Here is an 18,397-nt window from a genome sequence, read left to right as displayed (position 1 = left end):
AAAGTTGGGAGGCGTCAAATAATTGGGTACTGGGAGAGGACTAAACATGAATCGAACCAAACCCGCAAAGAAAAGTATGCGATTTTGAAGCTCTTCTTTGAGCAAGCACACTTTAGGGGGAGAGTGCCATTCCCTAAGATGGATTCGTAAGTAAAGCAGAAAAATGGCTCAACACACTTACGCAATTCGATAGTTGACCATACGACATGCATAACTAAAACGTGGAGGTAAAGTTATGTATGAAAATATCGGCTCAGAAAACAATCGTTACTCATTGATAATTGAGCAAATGGATGAGGCATATGGTCTGTTCGATTGGATTATCGACAATGGTCGTGATGCAGACTACCGAGCTAGAGAAGCTATCGAGCGGATAGCGACTAAGTTCTGGGTTATCGGAAAAGATGCTCATGGAGCTCAGTTTGATTTAAGACTACTAACGCCGGGACAAGCAGAGGAAATCGTCAACGCAATAGTGTTTTCTTCGTGTGGAGAAACCAAACTTGCGTTGAATGATCTTGTTCTTTTTTCATTCGCTTTGAGTGTGTTCCGTACACACATCATGGTAGAAGACTATGAAATGGAAGATTCTCTAGACTCTGATGGTCACAGAGGTTTAGTGCTTAAAGAAGAACACCTTCGAGAGCTTTGGCCGTGGGATCGACTCTTCATTAAAAGTTGAAGTGAGTGAATGTTAGAAAAAACAGGTGCCTCGGATGAGGCATTTTTTAACTCTTGAATCCAATAAATAAAGGTACTAGGATGGGGTACTGAAGCAACATTTATATATCCATGTCGATTTTCTAACTGACTGAAAATAAAAGACTAAAATTGTCATTTAGTCATGTGGCTGGGGCTTCCACCCATTGAAAACGCCGCTTTTATAAGCGGCGTTTTGCTATCTAAATCTCATCAGATCTTCGCTAATTACCGTCTTTCCTGTGATAACAGGAATCTATCCATACCGTCCACTGAATCACATGAACTATCTCAACTAGCTATCTTACGAGGTTGGCTTACTCATGCCCCAAAGTTTGATAGCCGAGTGCTTAGTGTAATCTTCTATTTCTGCAGATTTACCTATTTTTTCTGATAGCAGACTTTATTCATCAGACGCGCAAAGGAGCCTGCATACCAGAGAATAATTAGAAACAGGATTAGGAGAGATCTAGAATGCAGCCGTAATTACGGACAAGATACATAAACAGAAAGTCTTGGTGCTTACATAAGTACCAAGACTTGGTTGATAATGCATACGCAACAAACAGTGTTGATAAATTTCAACTGGATATAGGGGAAATAGGGAAATGCCAACATGGTTTTGTTGGCATTTGTGTTGCGGAACAAAGAGTAAATACTGAATCTTCCGGAGCTACAGTGCTTTTCTATACAGTGCGATTACTTGATCACGAGTCATTGGATGCGGGTTACCGCCTGCACAAGGGTCTGCCAGAGCATCATCTGCCCAGCTCTGAATATCTTCTTCCGTTACGCCTAGTTGAGCAAAGCCTTCAGGGATGCCTACTCGGCGGTTAAGAGCATGAAGTTCATCTATCGCTGCCAGACTTGCTTCTTCTACGGTCATACCAGAGGTGTCTGCGTCAAGCGCCTTGGCAACCCGGGCAAATTTTTCAACGCAGTACGGGCGGTTAAACTCACACACGACAGGCAATAGAATTGCATTGCATACCCCGTGTGGTAAGTCTTTGTGAGCACCGGCAGGGTGAGCCATTGCGTGAACCATACCCAGACCTGCACTGTTAAATGACAAGCCGGCGATAAACTGACCGTATGCCATCATTTCACGTGCTTCGATACTTGTGCCGTCATCAACCGCTTTTGGTAAGTTTTGCGCGATGGTTTTGATTGCTTCCAGAGAAATATAATCGGTTAGTTTGTGTGCCCCAACAGATACAAAAGATTCAACCGCGTGTGTTAATGCATCAATACCGGTTGCTGCCGTTGTACCGCTTGGAACACCAAGCATAACACTAGGATCGTTCACTGAAATTTCTGGAATGATCTTGTCCGAGATAATTACGTGTTTAACGTGTGTCTCTGTATCAGTGATCACTGCGTTACTCGTCACTTCTGCCGCTGTACCTGCAGTGGTATTGATTGCGTAAAGAGGAACGCCAAGCGTTATTACTTTCTCAATACCGTTATACGCTGCAATCGGACCATCATTAGCAGAAAGGATTTTGATGGCTTTCGCGGTATCAATTGAGCTGCCACCACCGAAACCAATAATAAACTGCGCCTCAGACTCAGAATACATCTTGTATGCGCTGTTCACGGTATTGGTGTCCGGGTTTGGACGCACATCTTTGAAAAGCATCAGGTTAAGCGAACTGCTGAGAAGTTTGTCAGCAAAGCCGAGCTCTACCAGAGCCGGGTCGCAGATCAGAAGACCTTTTTCACTGCCATGCTCTTCAGTCAGACGTTCAACTAATGCTTCAATTGAGCCAACACCGGAGTAGTTGATCTTCGGAAAAGCTAGTTTGAACACACTCATAATATATACCTCTATAGATTGAATTCTCGTTTCAAAATATCCATATTTTTTCTCGTCACACCTTCAGGCTCATAACCAGCAGCTATACACATCAGGTATAATTTTGCGCCTTTGTTGGCGACATCTACGTAATCAAATGCTTGCAGCGCATCGGCACCGGAAGCGGTTGCACCGTGTTTTTCCCAGATCGCAACGTCATGCTTAAGCAATGCTGCTGTTGTACCATCCGCCAACTCTTCTGAAGAAGGCAGACAGTACGGGATCATGCCGATACCGCGTGGGACGAATGCACGGACTTCCGGCAGCATCTTCCAGCAGGTATGGGTGAACAGCTCGCTGCTCTTTGAAATGTCTGAGTGATGAGAAAGCGCAATCAGTTCAAGTGGGTGAGTGTGAACTACGGATTTGTGGTCAGAGCCTGCTTTGCTTTTTTCTACAAGAATCTTAATATGGCTGATAAATTCAGAGGTTGGGGCGAAATCTTCACTCGCTTTTCCGCCCCAGATGATTTGGTAACCGTTTGCCGCAGCGTTGACTTTAAGTACACAACCCGCATAGTCAGGCTCCCGCAGTTCACGGATTCGTTGGCCAGTACCTTTTACGTAATAAATGCGGTTAGCACTTTCTATTGGCAGTTGCAGTGGCAGTGTTTTTTCTTGCACGTCAACTTGCGGGATTTCATCGAATAGATCTGTGACGTCCACAGAGATGTTACCGCCGTTGCGCTCTGCCCATTCACGTTGCCAAAGGTACTGAGAAACTTCACTGACTTTCTCTATTTCACATATCACTGCATCGTTTAATTGAATCATAGTATTAGCCTTTTATATCTAGTTAACTTAGCCAAACAAGTCAGACGTAGAATCTGACTTGTTTGATTGTTGAGCGGTTTGAATTAACGTGTTTCCAGAATGGTTGCTTCGTAATCCTTCACATCGTTGATCCAATCAAAGCCAACCGGGACTTCGTTTTGCAAACAGTGGTAATTCCATACAGCTGCCCATGGTAGAGAATGAGCCTCTTCAATCAGTCCAAGGCGTGTGGTGTAATCGAAGGATGCTTCTGCCGCTTTTAGTTGCTCTACTGGTTCAAGCAGGGCTTTAAGTAGTGCTTTTTGTGCGTTGCGGGTACCGATAACCCAAGCCGCTACGCGGTTGATTGATGCATCAAAAAAGTCCAAGCCAATTGCTACGCGATCCAGCAGGTTGTTGCGTACGATTTCACGCATGATTGCCTGCGTTTCGTCATCGAACGACACCACGTGGTCAGAGTCCCAGCGAACCGGACGGGTTACATGTAGCTGTAGGTCATTGACGTACAGTGAACATGCACTGATTTTGTCGCTGATCACTTCAGTTGGGTGGAAATGGCCTGCATCAAGGCATAGTGCCGTGCCGCGGGTTGCAGCGTACGCTAGATAGAACTCGTTGCTGCCAACGGTGAATGCTTCTGCGCCTATACCGAACAGTTTGCTCTCTACAGCATCTTTGTGGAACTCAGGAGAAATCTTCTCAGCTAGAGCTTTGTCCAGAGAGTCTGCAAGACGTGTGCGTGGAGAAAGGCGGTCAACAGGTTGATCTTTCATGCCGTCCGGGATCCAGATGTTCATAAATGATGCTGTGCCAAGTTCACGGCCAAAGTATTCAGAAATCTTACGGCTTGCTTTTACGTGTTCAATCCAAAACTGACGGATATCTTCGTCCGGGTGAGACAGCGTCAGACCGTCGTCTGCTTTAGGGTGAGAGAACAGAGTCGGGTTGAAGTCCAGACCAAGCCCTTGTTTTTTCGCCCACTCAACCCATCGAGAAAAGTGCTCAGGTTTGATTTGATCACGTTCAACATATTCATCGGCATCGATGTAAATCGCGTGCAGGTTAACGCGCTTCTTACCCGGAATAAGAGAGAAAGCTTTTTCCATGTCCGCACGCAGTTGATCTGGTGTTTTTGCCGCGCCCGGGTGGTTACCCGTTGCTTGGATACCACCACTCAGGGCTGTTTCTGGCGATTCAAAACCACGTACATCGTCGCCTTGCCAGCAGTGCATAGAGATTGCTGTCTGGCTCAGTAGCTCCATTGCTTTATCTGTGTCCACACCGTATTTTTCAAAAACCGCTTTTGCTTGTTTGTAAGCTGAAATGATCTGCTCTTTGCTCATGGTTATGTACCTTATTTAGTTATTTGTTGGAATTGGGATTTGATTTGTTCCAATCCCTCAATAGGGTTTGCAGTGAAGCTCTTCACATCGGAAGAGGCATCGATAATCTGGCGGCCTTCTTCCAGCGAGGTAATAATGTTGGACGCGATAAACTGGTTAATCACGTTGCCCAGTGCCGAGGCTTCTGTCGGTTCGGTCGATACCCTGATCTGACAAACATCGGCACAAAGTTGGTTCAGGAACTTATCTTGCGTGCCGCCGCCGACAATACGTAATTCAGTTATGGATTTGCCGGTGACTTCCGCAAGCTCGGTCAGTACCCTGTCGTACGCTAGGACTAAGCTGTCGTAGATACAGCGAATGACTTCGGAAAGAGTTTCCGGCGCTTCCATGTCACGCTTGTTGAACCAGTTTTTAATCGCATGTGTCATCGACGCAGGATTTAAGAAATCATTGTCATTAGGGTTGACGATATACTTAAACGGCTGTGCCTGGCGTGCCAGACTAGCGATATCCGGGAACGTCAGTGATGGGTTTTCTGCTTTAATGCGCTGAATTAGCCACAAGCCCATGATATTTTTCAGTACGCGATAGCGACCATCCACATTACCTTCGTTGGTCAGGTTGTATTGGTAAGCAAGTTCGTCGGTGTAAGGTTCAAAGCTTTCAATCCCCACTAGAGACCAGGTGCCGGAACTCAGGTAAGCCATAGTCTCATGAGTGATTGGTGTTGCTGCTACTGCTGATGCGGTATCATGACTTGCCACAGAGCATACCGGGATTCGTACATCGCCTAAGTGGTACTCACCAATAATGCGGTTTGGCATTTTAGGTGGCAGGAACCAGTTTATTTTTGCACCACATGCGTTAATAAGCTCCTTGCTCCACACTTTCTCTTTGCAGTCCAGAAGCTGACTGGTGGAGGCATTGGTATACTCACAGTGTTTAACGCCGGATAGCTTGTAGTTAAGGTAATCCGGAATAAACAGCAAGGTATCAATCTCGCCATACCATTCAGGCTGTTGATCGTGGATCGCTTTTAACTGGTTAATGGTGTTAAAAGACAGGAACTGAATGCCCGTTGTAGTGTAGATATCTTGCAGGGTTAGCTGATTATCCGCTAACAGCTTATCTAGGACACCTTCTGTACGTGCATCACGGTAGCTGACAAACTCACCTAAGTGTTTACCAAACTTGTTTAGCAGCACAAAATCGACCCCCCAGGTGTCTATGCCCAGTGAAGTAATCTCAATACCTGTCGCCACTACTTTATTGATGCCTACTTTGATCTCTTCTAGAATTGAGTAGAGATCCCAGCACGACTCATTACCATGCATCACTTGCTGGTTTTGAAAACGGTGAAACTCTTCGAGTTCGATTTTTCCGTTGTTTAGATAACCGACCATGACACGTCCGCTTGACGCCCCAAGGTCTATTGCAATCACAGCCTTCATCATGAATACCACCTCTTGTTCTTTAGAGCTATTACACCGTTTTTTGCGACCGAATAACTTCAAAAATCCCCCCGTAAAAACGCAATTGGTGCGTTTTTTTCAAGAAGCTCATGCGGCGTTTCAAAGTTTTGATAAACAACGTGATACTGCATAGATAAAGTTATGCCAGAGCTTCTCTAAATGTTTGGTTTTATGTTCTTTTGAAGAAGGAAGCAGTTGAACGGTAAAAGGGGAAGCGCAGATGGGAAAAATTCGTCACTGTCAAATAATAAGCCTCGCAATATAGCGAGGCTTAGTGACTGGTTATTTACTGCGATTGGTCTTAACGTTAAGTCAGATAGAAGACGGAATCTAGGGTTACAGACAACGGAGAGTTATCCGGATTGGTTGCCATAATGTCTTGCATATAAGCCCACCATTTCTGACAAGTCTCAGTATTGGCAACCCGACCCCAACGCTCCTCACTCTCGATTTCGACATAACCAAATAGCTGATTAGTCTCCTCATTGATAAAGATGGAGTAGTTGTGACCGCCGTGACTTTTCAGAACGTCCACCAACTCTGGCCAGATTTCATCATGTCGTTTTTTGTATTCTGCCTTACAGCTTTCATTGAGCTGCATAACAAAGGCTTTTCTGATTAAGTCATTCATTTATATACTCTCTTAAGCTTTGTCACGCAGAGTGATCCAGGTGGTCGCCGAGATAAAGTAAATTACAGTCGGATAAATCGCGAACGCTTTAAAGGACTCGAATGCCACTTGGTAGTCAGCACCTGCGCCCCAGACTTTCAATGCAGAAACTACCAACGCAGCCAGAGAGGCCAGAGCAATCGCGCCGGAAGCTTTCTCCAGCAGACTGGCTGGCTTAGCTTCAGTCTGTTGTGCTGCTTCGCGTTTCGCTAGTTCAGCATGGTACTCTTCACGTTGATTCTGCTCTTGTTGGTATTCCGCTTCCTGTTTAGCGTAGTTATGACCGGCACCCATAGATTTCGCTAACGTGATGTAAACGGCCATAGACAGTAGGTAAGTCGGAACAAAAAGGAAGAACAAATGCAGGATGCCCATCTGTTCACACGTTATCGCAAAAACAACACCAATAGCCCAAGTGATAAGTGCCGCTTTGTTCAGGTCGTTACCTTGGTACTTAGACCAAAGTGGAGTCAGGCCGATTTTCTTGAATACCCAGTGCTCAGACACGATGATTGCGCCAACTGGTGCCAGCAGAAGACCCATGTAGCCCACAAAGTCTAATAAGCGGGTAAATACGAATGGGAAACAAGCAATAATAGCGGTAACAACACCAACGATAGTCGTGATGTATGCACGCGATTTGTTCGGGAAGATACTTTGGATTGCCAGACCTGCACGGTAGATAGTTGGATTAGACGTTGTCCACCCTGCAATGATTACCGCAACGATACCTGTCGCGCCAAGAACCGCGTGAGCGATACCGCCAGCGTCCAAGTTAGACATTGTAGTTTGCATCAGAAGCATAGCTCCCGCACCCATGATACCGGCACAGATCCATGCAATGTAGTGACCGAAGAACATACCAAATGCTGAGAAGTAACCGTATTTTGAGCTTTTAGCAAAACGTAGCAGTGCCATGTCTCCTAAAGAGCCGTGCATTGCTAGGTTACATACCCAAGCGAAAGCAGCAATCTGCCAGAAGGTCATAGATGGTGAACCATCAGGCGTTTGTCCAGTCCAGATGTACTGATCCGCCAGAGACAAGAACTGACCGAAGCCGGTAAAGGTTTCACCGTTCCCAATATTGCTCAGTGCTGGAAGTGCAACCATTCCGCCAGTTACAAACACAACAAGCAGCCATGGTGAACAAACGGTTGCGAACTGAGCGCATTTCTGAAAGCCCAATACTGCAATGGCTACTACAATAGCACCTACAGCGAGTGCCACTGCAACGAACGCAGCACTGGTTGGATACCAGTGTGTCTGCGCCGGAATATCAAATAAGATACGTACCGCAGAGGCCGATACCGTGATCATTGCCCCGCCCAGAGCACAGAAGAGCACGGCGTTGACCACGTTATAGACTTTGTTAAAGCCTGGACCTGCGACTCTGCGCAGGTATTCGTAGACAGTTAATCGGGATTGGGTTGCGATAGGTGCGGTAATGAGTGCCCAGGTCAGCACTGCCATCAGGTTACCAACCACCAGACCCATCAGGATATCAAATGTGCTGGCTCCCCAGGCGACAAAAGCTGCACCGATTACAAACTCAGTACCGGCTACATGTTCACCGGAATAGGAGCCGAGAAAGTGCCGCCAGCCAAGTAGTTTGTGTCTGGGCACCTGCTCTTGTTCATATTCATTGAGGGTTTCTTCTGTTTCTTGCGTTTGTGTAGAGGTAATCGCTTCAGACATGATTGTCTCCTTGCTACTTGTAAGCTCTTGTTTCTTATGTCTATAAATTCAAGTGTGTGAATTTTGTTCTCGTTTGTTTCCCTCTAGAACACCACGTATTATCCATGTGGAGGACAGGGGAATTAGGATTAGCTTACAAAGCTGAGAAATTTAAACCTTGGAAAATTAACATCCAAAACGAGTATTTTGGTGAGTTTTTTAAGGTGGGCAACTTTGCCTTCACACTTTTAAAAATATCAGTAAAAAAGCGAGCAAAAGTGAGATGTTCGACGAGGAAAAACGAGTTTAAACCATCTAAATTTACGCTCATGGAAGCAGAGGTATGCAATGATCTATCTAAAGTCGAGAGAGTTCTTTATGAACTCCAACAGTCCTGTCACTACTGAGCTCAGAGCTCCTCAGGAGCCTTATCCTGAGCACGCGCACTCATTTGAAGAGATTATTATTGTTTCCGAAGGAAGTGGTACACATGTCATGAATGACGTACCAATGAATCTAAGTAAAAACTACGTTTGCTTTGTCAAAAAGAAAGACCGTCATTTATTCGATGCTGTAGATGGCCTCTACTTAAGTAATATTCTGTTTGAAAAAGATAAGCTGCAAGTTTGCTCGGATCTGAAGCGTTTTATGCCAGGTGAATCAGATAGAGAAACGGGCTGGTTTATTAGTGAAAATACCGCACAAAGTGTGCGTCAGCTGATCGAACGCTTGCATGTTGAGTCACATATCGACAGTGAAGAGTCACGCATGATTACTCAGTTCATTTTTCAGCAGATTATTGTTGAGCTGTGGCGGGGTAAAATGAAAGACGCTGATCTGCTTAATAGCAACGATAAGGTCATTTATGCTTTGTCTCATATCCAGCAGTACTATGCTAGCGTTAATGAAATTGATGATGTTGCTGAGGCGGTCAAACTGTCTTCGCGTCAGTTAACAAACAGTATGAAGAAATTAACGGGCATGAATTTTAATCAGTATCTGCACTACATACGCACCAGCAAAGCGTTTTCCGACATTCTGTATACTGATCAATCTATTACAGATATCGCATTCAGGGTTGGTTATCAGGACAGCAATTACTTCTCCACTAAGTTTAAACAAGTATTCGACCAGACACCGAGAGAGGTTCGAATGAGACATTTTGTTAAATAATCTCTGCATAATTCTAATGTAAGCGCTTTCGGAACGGGTAAGGTTATATTTAAGCGTAAGCTGATAACAATAAAATAATGCAAATAGGTTGGGTGGTTCGAAAACTCGTAACTTGTCTTTGTTCAAAAGATTTCTACAAAACGCTACAGCACTCTTGGAGGATACCTAGTGACAACATAGTAGTTTTACTACGAGGTATTTCCAGGATTCGTTAAAGTTTGCTGACTTCTGATGCAAAATTATGCGGACTTATTACTGCAAATCTCCTTTTAACTTTTTGAAATTTTACTTGGGCTATGTTGAATTTTATTGCAAGCATCGCCATCTAGCGCATGCAAATCACATCTAGATTTTTACCTGTAGAACAAAACTTTTTCAAATACGCATTATTCATAAACTTAAAATCGCTAAGGTTTAAGTGATTTACACCCCACAAATACAATACATTACAAAACCACAAACTGAATCGATTCAGGGGTTACTTTATAGCTGTATTTAGACGCTCATTTTACTATCAAATCCATATTGTTAACCTCTTTGTGGTGCTCTATTTAGAGCTTCTACGCTAATGCGACAATAATGTATGGCTTTGTAAACTGCCATTGTATAACAACTCATTAACGTAGTAGTTTGATTATATAACTGTCAGTTAGAGTGAACTCGATCGCTGGTAGGGAAGCATACGTTATGTCCAAGGAGAGTGAACCAATTATCTAGAGTATTATGAGGTAGATGATGAGTGCAGAGCTGAGACGTAAAATAGAAGAGTTATTGGTGATCGCAAAGCAGGAAGGTGTTTCTATTTTGGGGTTAGTTGATTCGGCTGACGAAGCACAATGCCAGATTTTTCGGAGCATTGAATTGAACTCTCGTCAGGGTATCAGGGCGTTAGATGACATCGTCATGAGACAAAAGTGCCCTGCTGATGGAAGTGCTTGTGATACCTGCCACCAATCTTGCAGGGAAGACCCTAGTTCAGAAATCCCTCAGGTTAGTTCGACACTGCTCTATTTGGTTAAATAGTCACAGGAAGCGTTTTTAACCCAGCGTTACAAAAAGAACGTATTCGCGCATATTGGGTATTTTGTTTGCCTTTTCATTGATGACATCTTCAATAAAACCACGCCAAATAGTGAGCCCCCTCCAACTTCATTTTTATTTGCCAATGCCTGTTTAAATTAAGGCTAGACTCAAAATTCATCGTGGCTACAACCACATAACTTTATCAGCTGAGCAGATGACACTCTAGACACGGACGTTATGGTACTAGACGCAAGCTGCAAAGTGAGAGGTGAATTATGGCAGAAATTACTCAACTCCTTCCCGCTTTTCCTGGATTCGCAGTGCAATATGACCCAAGTAAGAACCCTTACTTCAGAGTGATTATGGAAGAGAACCTTCGCAAGCTAAAGCAGGTTTCAGCAGGAAAATCATTACTTTCATCGATTCAAGCGGCGACACCTGCTTTTCGTGGTTCTTTTCCTCGAGGTGTGAATGTAATGTGTGTTCCGACACACCTTCACTTTACCCAAAGTGGCTACAACCTTGAGATTGAATACGCACAAGATTACAGCCAAAAGCTGACAGGCATGACACCTTCAAACCTCGCCAAACACGCACCTCAAGGATGTCCATTCTGGATCTCTGGAGGCAGCCACAATTCCGCTTTAGATCAAAAATCTGCCACCAACGCCACGGGTTCCGTATGTCATATGCGTTTTACCAACGTTCAGGTTGTAACCCGAAGAGGTGAGAAGGCAGAGCCTTATGTGGTACTAGCTCACGAGCTGATTCATTCTTTACATTGTCTTCAAGGTATTAAAATGGATGGTCGGGACGAAGAGTTATGGACGACTGGGCTCGGAAAATATGAAAATAACCCAATGAGCGAAAACGTATTTAGAGCTCAATTTGGCTTAGCGAAAAGACAGCGATATTTCTAAATTTTCTTCACAGTTTTATTGACCTTCCCCTTAGGGGAGGGTCTACACTCAAAAAGATTTTTCGTAGAAGGCTTGTTATGCGCTTTAGTGTTATTAGAAAACGTTGGATGTCGTTACTGACGATTGTTGCGCTGTTAGCATCAACGTTAGCCGTTAGTGCACCAACGATGGCTTTTTCTAATGATATTGTTTTGTCTTCTCAACATGGTGCAATGGTAGATTGTACTGCTAGTGTCGATTCTTCCACAAACTCCCATCATAATGTTTCTAAGCAAACCGCCGTCAGTGAGTGTGGTGGTGAATCAAAGCATAATTGCTGTAGCGCAACGTGTGCGAACGGTGTTGGGGTTATCAGTGCAGACTTAATGCACGGTATTCATCATTATCTCTTCTCCAAAAGAACGCTCGAACTTGCGTTTAGTCCTATTTATCGAGCAAACGGCCTCGATCGACCCCCTAGAGCGTAATCCAATCTAATTTTTTAGCCCTTCTTAGAGCTCTAAGAAGCTTTTTAATCGTGCTTATTATTTAAGCGCGCAGATTGGATACTATCGTGAACAAATCTATTACTTTGGTTGCGCTTACCGTGAGCGCCGCCTTGTGGATGCCGATGTCTGCTTTGGCAGACAATGTCGCCACGATGCAAGTTAATAACCCAAGCGAGGAACAGCTTGGTTCAGTGACGCTGCAACAGCTGATCGAATTGTCGATCGCCAATGATGCAAGTAGAGTTCGATTCTACGCTCAATCAGAATCGTTAAGGCAGTCTGGGATTGCTAGCGCTACGCTGAAAGATCCAGTAATAAAAGTTGGCGTTGGCGGTCTACCAACGGACAGCTTTCAATTCGACCAAGATCCCATGACAAACGTGTCAGTGGGTTTGATGCAACAGTTTGGACGAGGGTCGACGTTAGCCCTGCAAAACCAAAAAACGCAAAAGCAAGCTGATGGTATTGAATTTCAAGTACAGACACGTGAGCTTGAGATAGCAAACAGTATCTCAAAGCTGTGGTATGAGCTGGGATTTCAGCAACAGTCAGAGCGTGTGCTGCTGGAAAGTCAGGGCCTAATGCGAGAAATGGTTCGCTTTATCCAAACTAACTACGCCATTGGTAACAGTGAATCTCAAGATCTGATTCAGTCTCAGTTGCAGGTCAGTAAGCTGGATGAAAAGTTGCAGGCCAACCGTCAAATGCAAAATCGCCTGATTGCTCAGCTCTCCGAATGGTTAGGTGCTCAATGGTTGTCTAATCAGCCGACTCTTAAGGCGACCACGACTTCAGACTGGCTGAGGTTGGAAGGTCGTCTTTTAGAGCACAGTCGTTCGGACTACTACGCCATTCTTAATCAGCACCCAATGGCTCGCATGGCAGATATTGAAATAGCTGCAAGTGAAACCCAAGTAGCCATTGCAGAGGAAGCGTACAAACCGCAGTTTGGCGTTGAAGCGATGTATGCCCATCGACAAGCTAACAATATGCGCGGTGAGCCAGCGCCAGATTTAGTGAGCGCTTATGTCACGATGGATATTCCTCTGTTCACTGGTAATCGTCAGGATAAAAATCATGCCGCTGCCGAGTATCAAGTGGTCGCCTCCAAATCTAATAAGGATGCATTGCTTTCTCAGATGTACGCCAAAGTCAGTGCACTGACAATGGATAGGCAAAACCTCACCGAACGTCTTGAACGTTATCGTCAAAGTCTCCTTTCTCAGGCTAAAGCTCGCACCAAAGCTGTAGAAAGAGGTTATGAAAACAGCACTGCGCAATTTAGTGATGTGATCTCCGCCTCTAGAGACGAACTGGCAATAGAGCTAGAGGCGCTGAGGTTGGAAACCGATCTTAGCTTGGTCAATAGCGACCTGTCCTATTTTCTGGGTGGTTTTGATTATCAAGCCTCAACTCCGGTGCTTTCAGTGCCATCAAAACAACAATAATTCTGAGAAGGTAAACAAAGATGAAGACATTGAATGTTGCGCTATTGGCCTTAGCGGTTGGCGCTGGAATTGGTGTGCTAGTCGCTCCTTATGTCGGAGGTCATAACATGGCGGAGGCGTCCGATGAAAATGCCAGTACAAAGGGAGCAAAAGAGCCGCTGTACTGGGTAGCACCGATGGACCCAAACTATCAACGCGATCAACCAGGTAAATCCCCAATGGGAATGGACCTTATCCCAGTGTACGCCGATGACCTTAACGGTGGTAATGAAAAACCAGGAACGGTCAACATCAACCCGGCGGTGGAGAACAATTTAGGGGTAAAAACAGAACCGGTAAAGCTAGCGAAGCTATCGCCGCGTATCGAGACAGTCGGCTATATCGCTTTTGATGAAAGTCGTTTGTGGCAAACCAATGTGCGCGTTGCAGGCTGGGTCCAAAAGCTCTATATCAACGCTGTGGGAGAGCGTGTTAACAAAGGAGATGTGTTATTCAAGCTTTATTCACCAGAGCTGGTCAAAGCGCAGGAAGAGTTACTTAATGCCCATCGCACAGGACGCAGTAGTTTGGTTAAAGGCGCCACGGAGCGTTTAATTTCCCTGGGTGTAGACCGAGCTCAAATTAACCAGATAGTCAAGCAAGGCAAAGCGTCCCAGACCATTGATATCAAGGCATTGGGCAATGGTGTGGTGGCTACATTGAATATCCGAGAAGGTGGCTATTTGTCCCCAGCTCAATCGGTTATCAGCGCGGGGCCAATTGATGAAGTTTGGGTCGATGCTGAAGTGTTCGAACGCCAAGCGGAATGGATCAAAGCGGGTAGCCAAACAACGATGACATTAGACGCGCTATCAGGCAGGGAATGGCAAGGAGAAATTGACTATGTTTATCCGATTCTCGACCCAGCAACGAGAACGCTAAGAGTAAGACTCAAGTTTGCTAACCCAGATCATCAATTGAAGCCAAATATGTTTGCCAACATTGCGCTGCAACCCAAGACGGAGCAAGCGGTGCTCACTATACCTCGTTCAAGCGTGATTCGCTCTGGAGGGATGACTCGCGTGGTGTTATCCGAAGGAGGCGGTAAATACCGCTCGGCACGTATCGACATTGGACGAGAGGCCCGTGACCGAGTTGAGGTGTTAGCGGGATTGACCACAAGTGACAAGGTGGTGACCTCTGCGCAATTTATGTTGGATTCGGAGTCAAGCCAAAGTGCGGATTTGTCACGAATCAACGGTGTAGAACCGCCAGCGGAGGCTGTGTGGGCGCAAGGTGAAATCACGAGTGTGATGGCAGGGCACAATATGTTGACCATTAATCACCAACCCGTACCAGAGTGGGATTGGCCGGGGATGACTATGGATTTCACGGTGGACAAGGGTGTCAACCTTAACACCTTGCAATCGGGTCAACAGGTTGAGTTTGAAATGGCAAAGACCGATTCAGGGCAATACGCCATTATCGATCTCAAAGTGAGTGACAAACGGGTTGTCGAGCAAGTTTGGGTTCAAGGGGATATCACCATGTTGATGGCTGATTTTGGCATGATAACCCTCAGTCACAACGCCGTTGCTGAATGGGGCTGGGAAGCCGGAGAAATGAACTTCACTTCTCAAGGAGATGTGGATTTAACTGGCTTCGCTGAAGGCGAAACGGTGCGCTTCTTAGTGACGAAGCAGGGTTCGGACTATGTGCTTATTGATCTGCAGCGTGGAGGAGGTCAGCCATGATTGGAGCCATTGTTCGTTGGTCTATCAATAATCGTTTTCTCGTCTTGGTCGCAACCTGCTTTTTGACGTTAGCAGGTTTGTACAGTGTGAAGAATACACCTGTTGACGCTATTCCTGATCTGTCAGATGTTCAGGTGATTATCAAAACCAGTTATCCGGGACAGGCTCCTCAGGTTGTTGAGGATCAGGTTACTTATCCTCTGACGACCGCCATGTTAGCGGTGCCGGGCGCAGAAACGGTGCGGGGATACTCCTTCTTCGGTGATTCGTATGTGTACATTATCTTCAACGATGATACCGACATGTACTGGGCACGTTCGCGGGTTTTAGAGTACTTAAGCCAAGTTACGCCTAACTTACCAGCACAGGCAAAGCCGACTTTGGGTCCCGATGCGACAGGGGTGGGCTGGATTTACAGCTACGTACTACAAGACAAGACAGGCCAGCATGACCTAGCAGAACTTCGCAGTATACAAGACTGGTTTTTAAAGTATGAGTTACAGACAGTTGCTGGCGTTTCGGAAGTCGCGACGGTAGGCGGTATGGTCAAGCAGTATCAGGTCCAAATTGATCCTGCTAAGTTACGTGCTTATGACCTGACCTTGCAGCAGGTCAACATGGCTATCAAAAATGGTAACCAAGAGACTGGTGCATCAGTGATAGAGGTCGGTGAGGCTGAACATATGGTTCGCACTACGGGTTACTTGAGTAGCATTGAGGATATCAAAGCGCTTCCTCTTAAGGTGACGAGCAAAGGTACTCCTCTATTGCTGGGGGATATCGCGGACATCAATCTTGGGCCTCAAATGCGTCGTGGTATTTCCGAGTTTAATGGTGAAGGTGAAGCGGTTGGTGGCGTTATCGTTATGCGCTTTGGGGAGAACGCCAGTCAGGTTATTCATGATGTCAAAGCAAAGCTGGAAGAGCTGCAACGCGGTCTGCCTGATGGCGTTGAGATTGTTGCGACTTATGACCGTTCAACGCTCATCGATGCGGCGGTTGAAAATCTATGGAAGAAGTTGGCAGAAGAGTTCGTGGTAGTAGCCATAGTCTGTGCGCTGTTCTTGTTCCACATTCGTTCTTCACTTGTGATTGCTATTAGTTTGCCTATCGGCATTTTGTCCGCATTTATCGTCATGCACTGGCAAGGGATTAACGCCAATATTATGTCGTTAGGTGGGATCGCTATTGCCATTGGAGCTATGGTCGATGGCGCGATAGTGATGATCGAAAATGTTCATAAACATATCGAGAAAACGCCACTCACCGATAAAAACCGCTGGCAAGTTATCGGACGCGCAGCAGAAGAAGTCGGTGCTCCGCTGTTTTTCTCCTTGCTTATTATCACATTGAGCTTTGTTCCTGTGTTCGCGCTTGAAGGGCAGGAAGGCAAAATGTTCTCACCTCTCGCTTATACCAAAACATACGCCATGGCAGCAGCTGCGGGTTTAGCCATTACTTTGGTGCCTGTGCTGATGGGGTACTTTATTCGTGGGAAAGTGCTGCCCGAACATAAAAATCCCGTCAACAAAGCGTTGATTGTCTTGTATCGACCCATGCTTAACCTAAGTCTTCGTTACCCTAAATCGATGATTGTACTGGCTATCGTCTTGATGGGGTCGGCTTTCTATCCGACCAGTAAGTTAGGTAGTGAGTTTATTCCGCCTTTGGATGAAGGGGATTTGATGTACATGCCAACGACTTATCCTGGTATCTCGATTGGTAAAGCACGTGAACTGCTTCAACAAACCAACAAGTTGATCAAGACCGTTCCTGAAGTCGAGACTGTGTGGGGCAAGATTGGTCGTGCAGAAACTGCCACTGACCCAGCCCCTTTAACCATGATTGAGACCACTATCCACTTGAAGCCTCGCTCAGAGTGGCGAGATGGCGTTACCACAGAATCACTACGTAAGGAGTTTGATGATTTGGTTCAGTTCCCAGGGCTAACAAACGCGTGGGTAATGCCAATTAAGACTCGTATCGATATGTTGGCTACAGGGATAAAGACGCCTATTGGTATCAAGATAGCTGGACCTGATCTCAAAGTCATCGAGGAGATAGGTGCCAATATCGAACCTATCCTCAATACGATTCAAGGTACGGTGTCGGTATATGCCGAAAGGGTAGCGGGTGGACGATATGTCACGATTGATATCAAACGACTCGCCGCCGCGCGTTATGGTCTGAACGTCAGTGATGTTCAGCAAGTTGTGTCAACGGCAGTGGGTGGTATGAATGTGGGCGAGACAGTGGAAGGGTTGGAGCGATACCCAATTAACGTTCGCTATCCACAAGATTATCGTGATTCGGTGGTGAAGCTACAGAACCTGCCTCTTGTCACTCCAAATGGTGCTCGAATAGCGTTAGCAGATGTGGCGGAAATTCGTTATGAAGATGGCCCGCCAATGATTAAGACTGAGAACGCTCGCCCGAACGGCTGGGTGTTTGTTGATATTGCTGAGCGCGATCTTGGGTCTTATGTCACCGAAGCTCAAAACACTGTGGCGGAGCGGTTGTCCCTACCCGCGGGGTACTCGCTAACGTGGTCTGGTCAATATGAGTATATGGAGCGCGCCAAAGAGCGTTTGAGCGTTGTTGTGCCTGTCACTCTCTCCATCATTATGTTGCTGCTCTACCTGAGTTTTAGAAGGGTCGGTGAAGTGCTGGTCATTATGGGGACACTGCCGCTCGCCATGGTAGGTGGCTTGTGGCTTATGCATTACCTTGGGTACAACTTCTCGATTGCTGTAGGAGTGGGCTTTATCGCGCTTGCTGGGGTAGCGGTCGAGATTGGAGTCATTATGCTGGTTTACCTAAATCAAGCATGGCATGCACGCAAACTAGCGGCACAAGAAAATCAAGCACCACTAACGCGCGATATGTTAACCGAGGCAATCCGAGAAGGCGCAGGGCTGCGTGTGCGACCCGTCATGATGACGGTGTTAACAGTCATCATCGGTCTTATTCCAATTATGTACGGGTCAGGTACTGGCTCTGAAGTGATGCAACGGATCGCCGCTCCAATGATTGGCGGCATGGCGTCCGCATTACTGCTCACATTGCTGGTCCTTCCGGCTATCTACAAGTTATGGAAATCAAAAGAAATTAACCAATAACCGT

At 45.8% G+C, this 18,397-nt stretch carries 14 protein-coding genes; 8 read left to right on the top strand and 6 right to left on the bottom strand.

The window, feature by feature from the left end:
- Positions 1-235 precede the first annotated feature (235 nt).
- Positions 236-682 (top strand): hypothetical protein, encoded by a 447-nt coding sequence (locus MMA19_RS20245; protein ID WP_240207075.1) that lies wholly within the window; start codon positions 236-238, stop codon positions 680-682.
- Between the two features lie 690 nt (positions 683-1,372).
- Here MMA19_RS20245 and MMA19_RS20240 read toward each other — a convergent pair.
- The 6 genes from MMA19_RS20240 to MMA19_RS20215 form a co-directional block, all read right to left on the bottom strand.
- Positions 1,373-2,515 (bottom strand): iron-containing alcohol dehydrogenase, encoded by a 1,143-nt coding sequence (locus tag MMA19_RS20240; RefSeq protein ID WP_240207074.1) that lies wholly within the window; start codon positions 2,513-2,515, stop codon positions 1,373-1,375.
- An 11-nt stretch (positions 2,516-2,526) separates the two neighbouring features.
- Entirely contained in the window at positions 2,527-3,327 is an 801-nt protein-coding gene (gene rhaD / locus MMA19_RS20235) for a rhamnulose-1-phosphate aldolase (RefSeq protein WP_006071371.1), read from the bottom strand.
- Between the two features lie 83 nt (positions 3,328-3,410).
- Positions 3,411-4,670: an L-rhamnose isomerase gene (locus MMA19_RS20230; RefSeq protein ID WP_006071370.1), complete on the bottom strand. Its 1,260-nt coding sequence runs from the start codon at positions 4,668-4,670 to the stop codon at positions 3,411-3,413.
- 11 nt (positions 4,671-4,681) lie between these two features.
- Positions 4,682-6,127 carry a rhamnulokinase gene (gene rhaB, locus MMA19_RS20225; RefSeq protein ID WP_038225018.1) on the bottom strand — a complete coding sequence of 482 codons (1,446 nt, stop codon included), beginning with the start codon at positions 6,125-6,127 and terminating at the stop codon, positions 4,682-4,684.
- Between the two features lie 325 nt (positions 6,128-6,452).
- Positions 6,453-6,776: an L-rhamnose mutarotase gene (gene rhaM / locus MMA19_RS20220; RefSeq protein ID WP_240207073.1), complete on the bottom strand. Its 324-nt coding sequence runs from the start codon at positions 6,774-6,776 to the stop codon at positions 6,453-6,455.
- A 12-nt stretch (positions 6,777-6,788) separates the two neighbouring features.
- A complete protein-coding gene (locus tag MMA19_RS20215) occupies positions 6,789-8,510 on the bottom strand; it encodes a nucleoside transporter (protein ID WP_240207072.1) in 1,722 nt (573 codons plus the stop codon).
- Positions 8,511-8,867: 357 nt separating this feature from the next.
- Here MMA19_RS20215 and MMA19_RS20210 point away from each other — a divergent pair, with 357 nt between their 5' ends.
- The 7 genes from MMA19_RS20210 to MMA19_RS20180 all read left to right on the top strand — a co-directional run bounded on the left by MMA19_RS20210 (position 8,868) and on the right by MMA19_RS20180 (position 18,393).
- Positions 8,868-9,662: a helix-turn-helix domain-containing protein gene (locus MMA19_RS20210; RefSeq protein WP_236111888.1), complete on the top strand. Its 795-nt coding sequence runs from the start codon at positions 8,868-8,870 to the stop codon at positions 9,660-9,662.
- 735 nt (positions 9,663-10,397) lie between these two features.
- On the top strand, positions 10,398-10,685 hold the full coding sequence (locus MMA19_RS20205) for a hypothetical protein (protein ID WP_160171230.1): 288 nt from the start codon (positions 10,398-10,400) through the stop codon (positions 10,683-10,685).
- A 275-nt stretch (positions 10,686-10,960) separates the two neighbouring features.
- Complete coding sequence (locus tag MMA19_RS20200; RefSeq protein WP_006071363.1) at positions 10,961-11,605, top strand: M91 family zinc metallopeptidase; 645 nt, start codon at positions 10,961-10,963, stop codon at positions 11,603-11,605.
- A 77-nt stretch (positions 11,606-11,682) separates the two neighbouring features.
- Positions 11,683-12,072, top strand: coding sequence for a hypothetical protein (locus MMA19_RS20195; RefSeq protein WP_096441575.1), 390 nt, complete (start codon positions 11,683-11,685; stop codon positions 12,070-12,072).
- A gap of 86 nt (positions 12,073-12,158) precedes the next feature.
- A complete protein-coding gene (locus tag MMA19_RS20190; RefSeq protein ID WP_240207071.1) occupies positions 12,159-13,541 on the top strand; it encodes a TolC family protein in 1,383 nt (460 codons plus the stop codon).
- Between the two features lie 20 nt (positions 13,542-13,561).
- Positions 13,562-15,274 carry an efflux RND transporter periplasmic adaptor subunit gene (locus tag MMA19_RS20185; protein ID WP_240207070.1) on the top strand — a complete coding sequence of 571 codons (1,713 nt, stop codon included), beginning with the start codon at positions 13,562-13,564 and terminating at the stop codon, positions 15,272-15,274.
- Entirely contained in the window at positions 15,271-18,393 is a 3,123-nt protein-coding gene (locus MMA19_RS20180; RefSeq protein WP_240207069.1) for an efflux RND transporter permease subunit, read from the top strand. Before MMA19_RS20185 ends, MMA19_RS20180 begins: the two co-directional genes overlap by 4 nt.
- The last annotated feature ends 4 nt before the right edge of the window (positions 18,394-18,397 follow it).

Source organism: Vibrio sp. CyArs1 (assembly GCF_022432925.1).
GTDB lineage: Bacteria > Pseudomonadota > Gammaproteobacteria > Enterobacterales > Vibrionaceae > Vibrio > Vibrio mediterranei.
Note: the sequence above shows the minus strand (reverse complement) of the source record. Positions and strands in the feature narration are given on the sequence as shown.

Coding starts and splice junctions, on each gene's coding strand:
- MMA19_RS20245 (WP_240207075.1), top strand. CDS start 236: ATGTATGAAAATATCGGCTCAGAAAACAATCGTTACTCATTGATAATT.
- MMA19_RS20240 (WP_240207074.1), bottom strand. CDS start 2,515: ATGAGTGTGTTCAAACTAGCTTTTCCGAAGATCAACTACTCCGGTGTT.
- rhaD (WP_006071371.1), bottom strand. CDS start 3,327: ATGATTCAATTAAACGATGCAGTGATATGTGAAATAGAGAAAGTCAGT.
- MMA19_RS20230 (WP_006071370.1), bottom strand. CDS start 4,670: ATGAGCAAAGAGCAGATCATTTCAGCTTACAAACAAGCAAAAGCGGTT.
- rhaB (WP_038225018.1), bottom strand. CDS start 6,127: ATGATGAAGGCTGTGATTGCAATAGACCTTGGGGCGTCAAGCGGACGT.
- rhaM (WP_240207073.1), bottom strand. CDS start 6,776: ATGAATGACTTAATCAGAAAAGCCTTTGTTATGCAGCTCAATGAAAGC.
- MMA19_RS20215 (WP_240207072.1), bottom strand. CDS start 8,510: ATGTCTGAAGCGATTACCTCTACACAAACGCAAGAAACAGAAGAAACC.
- MMA19_RS20210 (WP_236111888.1), top strand. CDS start 8,868: ATGAACTCCAACAGTCCTGTCACTACTGAGCTCAGAGCTCCTCAGGAG.
- MMA19_RS20205 (WP_160171230.1), top strand. CDS start 10,398: ATGAGTGCAGAGCTGAGACGTAAAATAGAAGAGTTATTGGTGATCGCA.
- MMA19_RS20200 (WP_006071363.1), top strand. CDS start 10,961: ATGGCAGAAATTACTCAACTCCTTCCCGCTTTTCCTGGATTCGCAGTG.
- MMA19_RS20195 (WP_096441575.1), top strand. CDS start 11,683: ATGCGCTTTAGTGTTATTAGAAAACGTTGGATGTCGTTACTGACGATT.
- MMA19_RS20185 (WP_240207070.1), top strand. CDS start 13,562: ATGAAGACATTGAATGTTGCGCTATTGGCCTTAGCGGTTGGCGCTGGA.
- MMA19_RS20180 (WP_240207069.1), top strand. CDS start 15,271: ATGATTGGAGCCATTGTTCGTTGGTCTATCAATAATCGTTTTCTCGTC.